9 protein-coding genes are annotated in these 9,095 nt (G+C 42.6%); 5 read left to right on the forward strand and 4 right to left on the reverse strand.

The features are described from left to right. Positions 1 to 6 precede the first annotated feature (6 nt). From WCM76_02760 to WCM76_02770, 3 genes are all read left to right on the forward strand, one after another. A complete protein-coding gene (locus WCM76_02760; GenBank protein ID MEI6764533.1) occupies positions 7 to 1,071 on the forward strand; it encodes a PorV/PorQ family protein in 1,065 nt (354 codons plus the stop codon). 90 nt (positions 1,072 to 1,161) lie between these two features. Next, a complete protein-coding gene (gene greA / locus WCM76_02765; protein MEI6764534.1) occupies positions 1,162 to 1,641 on the forward strand; it encodes a transcription elongation factor GreA in 480 nt (159 codons plus the stop codon). A 7-nt stretch (positions 1,642 to 1,648) separates the two neighbouring features. Next, positions 1,649 to 2,041: an HIT family protein gene (locus tag WCM76_02770; protein MEI6764535.1), complete on the forward strand. Its 393-nt coding sequence runs from the start codon at positions 1,649 to 1,651 to the stop codon at positions 2,039 to 2,041. Here the strand turns inward: WCM76_02770 and WCM76_02775 are convergent. Continuing rightward, complete coding sequence (locus WCM76_02775; GenBank protein ID MEI6764536.1) at positions 2,034 to 2,606, reverse strand: DUF3109 family protein; 573 nt, start codon at positions 2,604 to 2,606, stop codon at positions 2,034 to 2,036. The two genes, WCM76_02770 and WCM76_02775, sit on opposite strands and share 8 nt — an antisense overlap. A 100-nt stretch (positions 2,607 to 2,706) precedes the next feature. On the opposite strand from WCM76_02775, the gene ispE reads away from it, so the two are divergent. Next, positions 2,707 to 3,519 (forward strand): 4-(cytidine 5'-diphospho)-2-C-methyl-D-erythritol kinase, encoded by an 813-nt coding sequence (ispE, locus tag WCM76_02780; GenBank protein ID MEI6764537.1) that lies wholly within the window; start codon positions 2,707 to 2,709, stop codon positions 3,517 to 3,519. A gap of 30 nt (positions 3,520 to 3,549) precedes the next feature. Here the strand turns inward: ispE and WCM76_02785 are convergent, their stop codons facing one another. Next, positions 3,550 to 4,626: an LptF/LptG family permease gene (locus WCM76_02785; protein ID MEI6764538.1), complete on the reverse strand. Its 1,077-nt coding sequence runs from the start codon at positions 4,624 to 4,626 to the stop codon at positions 3,550 to 3,552. A gap of 190 nt (positions 4,627 to 4,816) precedes the next feature. On the opposite strand from WCM76_02785, the gene WCM76_02790 reads away from it, so the two are divergent. Next, positions 4,817 to 5,584 carry a S1/P1 nuclease gene (locus WCM76_02790; GenBank protein ID MEI6764539.1) on the forward strand — a complete coding sequence of 256 codons (768 nt, stop codon included), beginning with the start codon at positions 4,817 to 4,819 and terminating at the stop codon, positions 5,582 to 5,584. 51 nt (positions 5,585 to 5,635) lie between these two features. On the opposite strand, the gene WCM76_02795 is transcribed toward WCM76_02790, so the two are convergent. Both WCM76_02795 and WCM76_02800 read right to left on the reverse strand, forming a co-directional pair. Further along, positions 5,636 to 7,771, reverse strand: a complete 2,136-nt coding sequence (locus WCM76_02795) for an elongation factor G (protein MEI6764540.1) — start codon at positions 7,769 to 7,771, stop codon at positions 5,636 to 5,638. A gap of 159 nt (positions 7,772 to 7,930) precedes the next feature. Continuing rightward, positions 7,931 to 8,911 (reverse strand): adenosine kinase, encoded by a 981-nt coding sequence (locus WCM76_02800; protein ID MEI6764541.1) that lies wholly within the window; start codon positions 8,909 to 8,911, stop codon positions 7,931 to 7,933. Positions 8,912 to 9,095: the final 184 nt, after the last annotated feature.

Genomic DNA, 9,095 nt, shown 5'->3' on the forward strand with positions numbered 1-9,095 from the left:
ACCAGCATGAATAAATTTAAAAAATACGTGGCCATTGCAACATTACTTTGCACTACTGCCATGCCCATGAGTTCACTTTTTGCAGGCAACGACGACCGCGTTGGTGAGGCCGGCGCACAGGAACTGCTTATCAATCCCTGGGCTCGCAGTTCGGGTTGGGGTGGCGTAGGCACAGCATGTACACGCGGACTTGAAGCAATGTATACCAATATTGCCGGTTGTGCATTTACACAGAAAACCGAACTTATTTTCAGCCATACCATCTGGCTTCAGGGCTCGGGTGTCGGCATCAATACCTTTGGTATAACCCAGCGAGTGGGCGAAACAAGTGTAATTGGTTTGGGCGTAATGTCTATGTCTTTCGGAGACATTGACGTAACAACGGTTGATCTTCCTGAAGGTGGACTTGGAAAATTCACACCAAACCTCACGAACATCAACCTGTCGTATTCAAAAATGTTTTCAAACTCAATCTATGGCGGACTCAATATAAAAGTAGTTTCAGAAAAAATCGCCAATCTGAGTGTTCAGGGTTTTTGCTTTGATGCAGGAATCCAGTATATTACAGGTGAAAATGAGAACATCATGTTCGGTATCGCCCTTAAAAATGTTGGTCCTCGTATGAAATTCAGCGGTGACGGTCTTTCATTCAGAACAAATATGCCGGGCGGGCAATCAGGTCAGATGACCATTGAGAACCGTTCAGCAGAATTTGAAGTGCCGACATCACTTAACATTGGCGGCGCCTATGACATCCGTATTTCCGATGCACATCACCTTACTGTGGCGGCTAATTTTACTTCAAACTCTTTCTCGAAAGACCAGTTTATGCTTGGTCTCGAGTACCGTTTAATGCAATACCTCATGCTTAGAGGCGCTTATACATACGAAACCGGCATCACAGGCTCAGCTCCCGACCGCACAACATGGCTTACCGGCCCAAGTGGTGGATTGACCGTTCAGGTGCCGTTTAATAAAGCGAAAGGTTCATCTTTTGCAGTTGATTATTCATACAGGGCCACGAACCCATTTAATGGTATTCACAGCATTGGAGCACGTATAAACCTGTAAACATTATTTTATTTTCTTTATTTTGTAAAAGAGTCCCGTGCATTCGGGATTCTTTTTATTATTATCAGGCTACACCAAAAAATCATCACCATGGCAGAAGCAAGAAATTTCACCAAAGAAGGACTTGAATCCCTGAAAAAAGAACTTGACATCCTGATGTCGGTTGAGCGCCAGAAAATATCCAAAATGATTGCCGAAGCACGCGATAAGGGCGATCTTTCGGAAAATGCTGAATATGACGCTGCCAAAAATGCGCAGGGAATGCTTGAATTAAAAATAGCCAAGATGAAATCAATACTGAATAATGCGAAAGTAATTGATGAATCTAAACTTGACCTCAATAAAGTTCTGATACTTTGCACTGTAGAAATTAAAAATCTAAAAAACGGTGCAACCATGAAATATACACTTGTCCCTGAAAATGAGGCCAATCTGAAAGAAGGAAAACTATCAGTAGGTTCGCCTATTGCAGCAGGTTTGCTTGGAAAAAAAGTAGGTGATAAGGTAGAGATTAAAGTTCCTGCCGGAATTATTCCGTTTGAAATTATCAATATTTCACGACTAACCTAACCGGATTATGGCAACAATTTTCAGTCGAATTATTTCCGGAGAAATTCCCTGCCATAAAGTAGCAGAGAATGATCATTACTTTGCGTTTCTCGATATCAATCCTTTGGCGGCAGGGCATACACTGGTTGTGCCTAAAAAAGAAACGGATTATATTTTTGATATGGACGATGCCGATTATCTGGGACTTTGCGCTTTCGCAAAAACAGTTGCCCGTGGTATCGAAAAGGTTGTTCCCTGTAAGCGAATTGGAATTGCAGTTATTGGACTGGAAGTACCTCATGCGCACATTCACCTTGTACCAATGAATTCAATGTCGGATATTGATTTTAAAAAGCCCAAGTTAAAATTCACTGCAGATGAATTCTCTGTGATTGCAGCAGAAATTGCGGCAGCTATCTAAGCGCATTTTTTGAATAATATTCTTTTTCAAGATCATTAAACCACTCAATTCCAAACCGTCGTATCAAGGCCGTTTTTAGAAAGCGGTGCAGTGGAATTCCTTCCGCTTTTCCTTTTTGGAAGGCATCAGCGCAAATATGCCAACGATGCACATTCACAGCAGTAAAGTCATCATATTCCAACAGTCTTACAGGGTAAAGATGGCACGATATAGGCTTCTGAAACTCAATCATTCCGGCTAAATGAGCCTTTTCAATGGCACATCCGGCAATCCCATTTTCCCAGAGAACAAACGCACATTCGCCGCCTTTAATGAGCGGAGTCACCTTCTTTCCCTCTGTGTCGGTAGTATAAACACCATCCGTATCCACTACCTCCACCCCATCAGATTCCATATACGGCTTAATCAATTCAAGGCTGTCACCAATTATTTTAATTTCATCCGTTGTAAGCGGAGCCCCGGCGTCACCTTCAATACAGCATGATCCATTGCATTGCGGCAAATCGCAGCAGAAAAGAACCTCAAGGAGGTCATCAGAAATAACGGTGTTGTCTATAATAATCATAGTGCAAATTTATAAATTATGACCTTCCGTATTGTGATAATAAAACAACCGGTCCGTTCCATATCATTAATTCCAATAAATTTGCAGCATAAAACCAGCCATGATACGATTTCCGAACTGCAAAATAAATATTGGGTTAAACATTGTGTCGAAACGGAGCGACGGCTACCACGATATTGAAAGTATTTTTATTCCGGTAAACTGGTGCGATGTGCTGGAAATTATTCCGGCGTCAGACAGTATTCCCCGCCTGTTTTTGAGTGGAATTGAACTTGATGGCGAAACTGAAGATAACCTTTGTTTCAAAGCGTTCAGATTACTGGAAAAAAGCGTTCACATTCCACCGGTACACATTCACCTGCTTAAGAACATTCCGTCAGGAGCCGGTCTGGGTGGAGGTTCATCAGACGGAGCGTTTACGCTGCTTATGCTGGACGAACTCTTTGGTTTGGGTATAGGGACAGCAGAACTAAAAAACATCGCATTACAGCTCGGAAGCGACTGTCCTTTCTTCATAGACAACATCCCTGCCCTGGCGACCGGCAGGGGCGATATTCTGAGCCCTATAACAATATCGCTGCGGGGCTTGCATATTGTAATCATCAAACCGCCCGTCCATGTAAGCACAGCCCTCGCCTATTCAAAAGTTGTACTCGGAAAAACATTCGCATCCCTTGCATCGGCAATAACAAAGCCTATACCCGAGTGGCGCAACAACATTGTGAATGACTTTGAATCACCTGTTTTTGCAGCACATCCCATATTGGCATCCATAAAGGAAGACCTTTACCGCCAGGGTGCACTTTATGCTTCCATGAGCGGAAGTGGTTCGGCAGTATATGGAATATTTAAAGAAAAACCGGGACCGGAAATAGGTTTTCCCGGATGCACCAGTTGGCAAGCACCATTATAGATATTTCTGAATACGGAAACTCCTGAAAAATTATTTGGGGGCAATTCGTAAAAGATACAGACCGAGCAATCCATAAACAACGTTGGGCAGCCACACTGCCAGAAACGGAGGCAGGTTTCCGTAAGTGGCAAACGTTTCTGTGACACGCAGAAATAACACGAATGAGAAGGTGATGGCCATGCCAAAAGCAATATGAAGTCCTATTCCGCCTCTCACCTTACGACTGGAAACGGAAACACCAATAATTGTAAGAACTATTGAAGCAAACGGGAATGCAATGCGCCGGTGTTTTTCGACTTCGTAAAGCCGAATATTATCTGAACCTTTCATCTTTTCTTCGTCAATAAATGTACGGAGTTGTGAAAAATTCATTACGTCCATGTTATCATCCTTCCGGTAGAAATCACCGGGAGTGAGATTAAGTGCAGTATCCATTTTGCGTCCAAATACGAGCCTTTCCTGCATACCATTTACGAGCCTGATGCTGTAATCATTGATTGTCCATCGTGAAGTAGAACTGTCGTAGATTATCCTCGCAGCATTCATTTTATAGAACATTGACCCGCTGTTAAATTTCTCCATGGTGAAGTTATATCCGGTATTTGTTTCAACGGAGTATCGTTGAACATAAATGAATGTGCCGGGGCTAATCTGCATGTGGATATTTGTATTCGTATTGTGATATTTATTGCGGATATATGTATTTTTAAACGCGAGCATGTTTTTATTGGTAAGCGGAATGAGAAAATTCGCAAGGTAAAAAGACATCACGGTAAGAAAGAGTGCGCCAATCAGATATGGAACAAGCATTCGGCGGAAGCTGATACCGCCGCCCAAAATGGCCACAATCTCTGTGCGAGTCGCCATCTGAGATGTGAAAAAGACAACGGCAATGAAGGTAAACAGCGGACTAAACAGATTAACAAAATACGGGATAAAGTTCAGGTAATAATCAAAAATAATTCCGCTGAGCGGAGCCCGTGTTTCAATCAGATCATCAATATTTTCAGAGAGGTCGAAGATAACCACGATAATAATTATCAGCGACATAGACAGGAAAAAAGTGCCTAAAAATTTGCGGATAATATACAGGTCTATCTTTTTCATCAGTGCGCAAAGATAAATATAATACACAATAGCTCAGCCTGAGGTAGAGAACAAGAATTTTTCTTACGGATTTTACGAATAACCCGTCGCATATTTAAAGAAATTGTATCTTTCGGCGGTAAAACACATAACTGCTTTCGGAACTAACGAACCAATATGTGAATTCTCACAACTAAAAAACAACCTCATCATGACTAAAAAGACTGTGTTATTTTTTGTGTTTTTCTTGCTTTGTGCGCGCTTAACATTCGGATACGGATGGTTGGGACACAACATTGTTGCTGAAATAGCGAAAGCCAGAGTCAGCGACGCTGTTAAAGATTCTGTACAAAAGTACATTGGAGATATGACATGGGAGTCGGCCTCGACCTGGATGGATGAAATCAAGGGCAATTCAAAATACGATTACATGAAGCCCTGGCATTACGTCAACATTGAAAAAGGGATGTCGTATGACAGTACTTTTGGTGGAGGCAATAACGTGGCACAGCAACTCATCATTGCCATACGTAACCTGAGACACAAATCTACACTGACCTCCGAACAAATCAGTTTTAATCTGAAAGTAGTGTTCCATTTAATTGGTGACCTGCATCAGCCGTTGCATGTGGGCTATGGTATAGACAGGGGCGGAAACAATGTAGAGGTTATTTTTAATGAGAAGAAGGAAAACCTGCACCGTATCTGGGATACGGATATTATTGAATACAAAAATATTAATCTTGTCAAGGTACAAGAATTATTGGCAAATACGCCGCCTGCGAGTATTGCCAAAATGGGCGAAGGCAGTGTGATTGATTGGATGACCGCCACGCGAAGTTCGCTGGTTGATGTTTATGCTTACACCAGCCCGGTTACAGAAGCATATATTAACAAGGGCGCCATCATCATTGAAACCCAACTTATGACGGGCGGGGTGCAGTTGGCGAATATTTTAAATGAGGTTTTTGGGAAATAAAAAAAAGCCCGGCTTTGAAAGTCGGGCTTTTTTTTTGATGTTTCAGAAAAACTATTCTTCGTCTTTTTCCTGTTCTTCGTAAGTTTTGAGCAAGGTAAGCTGCAAATCGCCCGGTACCGGAGCGTATTCTGCAAACTTCATCCCGTAAGTGGCACGACCGCTCGTTATAGAGCTCAGTGCGGTTGAATATCTGTTAAGTTCGGCCAAAGGAACTTTAGCAACTATTTTCTGATAATGTCCTTCGCTCTCCATGCCCATGATAACGGCTCTGCGGCCCTGAAGGTCGGTCATCACATCACCCATTTTATCTTCGGGAACTATAACTTCCACATCATACACAGGCTCAAGAATTTTCGGTCCTGCATTTTTGAAGGCTTCTTTAAAAGCATGGCGACCGGCGAGTTTGAAAGAAATTTCGTTGGAGTCAACCGGGTGCATTTTACCGTCATAAACATTCACTACGATGTCGCGGGCATATGAACCGGTAAGAGGTCCTTCTTCCATTTTTTCCATGATTCCTTTGAGGATTGCCGGCATAAAACGTGCGTCAACGGCACCACCTACAATACAGTTATTGAAAACAAGTTTTCCGCCCCATTCCAAATCCTGGCTGTCTCTGCCGCGAATCGGGAATTCGGTTTGATCGGGTCCACCTTCAACAAACGGATGAATAAGGATATGAACTTCACCAAATTGTCCGGCACCGCCCGATTGTTTTTTGTGACGGTAGGTTGCTTTCGCGGTTTTGGTAATGGTTTCGCGATACGGAATGCGTGGCGGGAGAAATTCTATTTCAATTTTATTCAGTTTTTCAATCTGCCATTTTGCAATGTTCAGATGCTGTTCGCCCTGGCCAGACAGAATGAGCTGCCTGAGTTCTTTTGAATACTGAGGTTTCAGCGTGGGGTCAATTTTATACATATCATTCAGCAAGCTGCCAAGTTTTTCGTCGTCGCTTGAATTAACGGCCTTCACAGCAGTGCGGAATTTGGGATTTGGGAAAATGATGGGAGCTGCAACGAGGTCTGCATTTTTGGGCAGGTTGAGTGTTTGATTGGTTGCAGTACTTTTAAGTTTGATGGTTGCAGCGATATCGCCTGCCACAACTTTATTTACTTTTTCGCGGTTTTTACCTGCCACGATAAATATTTGCGAGATACGTTCTTTCGATCCGTTCTTGGAGTTCACCATATCGGTGCCTTCAGAAATCTCACCGGCAAGCATTTTAAAGAAAGAAATTTCGCCGAGATGCGATTCGATGGATGTTTTGAAGATGAAAGCGCATGCCGGATTTTCCACTTTGCAAACGATGTCGTTACCATCAGCAGTTTTGGGTGCCGGCATTTCGTTCGGTGCAGGAACGGAAGTAACAATAAAATCAAGAACGCGGCCAATGCCCATATTGAATTTCGAGCTGGTGCAGAATACCGGGAATATATTGCGGTTCATCACACCTAACTTAATACCTTTGGCAAGTTCTTCCTCTGTAAGAGCGCCTTTATCGAAGAACACTTCCATCAGTGATTCATCACTTTCGGCTGCAGCTTCTACCAGTTGACCCAATAATTCATCGGCTTTGGCTTTTTCGTTTTCCGGAATGTCGGAAACCTGAGGTTTGCCACCATCTTTGGGGAACTTGAGCATTTTCATGCTCAGCAGATCAATCACGGAATCGAAACCGGTTCCGGGATTTACCGGATATTGAGTAAGGATAACTTTAGCACCAAATTGTGCACGCATCTGGCGGAATGTCTCGTCGAAATTAGATTTTTCATGCTCGAGCTGGTTCACGATAAAGACCAGGGGTTTGTTTTCGCGCGTTGTGTGACGCCAGTTAATTTCAGCACCGACTTCCACCCCGTTCTGGGAATTTAATACCATGAAAACGGTATCTGCAACTTTAAGCGAAGAATATACTTCACCGATAAAATCGTCGAAACCGGGAGTATCAATAATATTAATTTTTTTTCCGCCGTACTCTGCGTAAAGTACCGTTGAGTAAACGGAGTTTTGACGCTCCAGTTCAATTTCCCTATAGTCGGAAACAGTATTTTTATCTTCAATCGAGCCTCTACGGCTGATTACGCCACCCTCAAGAAGCATGCATTCGGCAATAGTAGTTTTGCCCGCCTTAGCTCCACCAACCAGGGCAATATTTCTGATTTCACTCGTCTGATATACCTTCATCGTCAGGTCTTGGTATTTTAAGAATTAATAATTAGATAATTACACTCTAAAAAGGGTCGCAAAGTTATAAAATTCAGATTACAAACAAAAGAAAATCGCATTTAAACAAGCCTCACGGGCGAAAGTCGTATAAAACAAGGGCAATGTCAGGAGGAAAAATTACACCTTTTCAATCATCTCAACGATAGAAAGTGCTTCGTCCCACTGGCTTGCAGTCATTTTTGCCCCAACCACTTCAATTACTTTACCCGAAAGGACAGAACCGATATCACCACATTTCATAAGCGGCAGACCTTTCATGAGACCGTAGAGAAAACCTGAGGCATATAAATCTCCTGCGCCTGTGGTGTCAATACTTTCTGCCCGAATTGCTGTAACACGGTGCTCTTCCTCTCCTCTTTTAATGGCGGAGCCGTCTTTTCCAAGTTTGACAACGGCAATATCGCACATTTCAGCGATGGAATCAAGCGCTTTCAAGGGTTCTAATCCGGTAAACGCTTTTGCCTCTTCCTCATTTGCAAACACAATATCAACATATTGTGTAATCAGTGACGTTAGAAATTCAACATTTTGTTCAACCACATTATAACTTGCCAAATCAATACTAACCAGCAAACCATGTTCTTTGGCCATTTTCATGGCAGTAGTGATAAGCTCACGGTTTTGCACCAGATAACCTTCCACATGCATGCAGTCGTATCCGATAAAATGTTCGGGAATGAGATCAGATGCGTTTAATTCAATTGCGGCGCCCAGAAATGTTGCGAATGTACGTTCGCTGTCGGGAGTAACCAGTGCAATAGCCCGACCGGTGTCGGCAATACCTTCAAGCAGTAATGGTTTAATTCCGACACGTTCCATATCTTTCCTGAAGAACTCACCAAAATCATCGGATCCGATTTTTCCGATGTAACCTGTATTCATTCCCAGATGGGCCAGTCCGTGAATCGTATTTGCAGCGGAGCCACCCGACGAAAGTTCCTTTTTAATATCGGTGGCGCCTGCAAGAACATCGCCCGAAAAATCCTGATCGACGAGCTGCATGCTTCCTTTTTGCAGGTTAAATTGTTTTAAAAAATCATCGCTTTCGAGCAGCGTCATGATATCTACCAGAGCATTTCCTATTCCAAGAATTTTCATTTCAATTATATTTTTGAAGGGCAAAAATAAGTAAAATCAGCTACTTTACCTCAATTCTGGTATAAAGGGATGATGAAAAGTGAATATTTTGTTTATTGAATGAAAATATTTATTATTTTTGCAGCCACAAAATTCCTCCTTAGCTCAGTTGGTTAGAGCATCTGACTGTTAATCAGAGGGTCGC

The sequence above is a fragment of the Bacteroidota bacterium genome (assembly GCA_037133915.1).
Classification (GTDB): Bacteria; Bacteroidota; Bacteroidia; order Bacteroidales; family CAIWKO01; genus JBAXND01.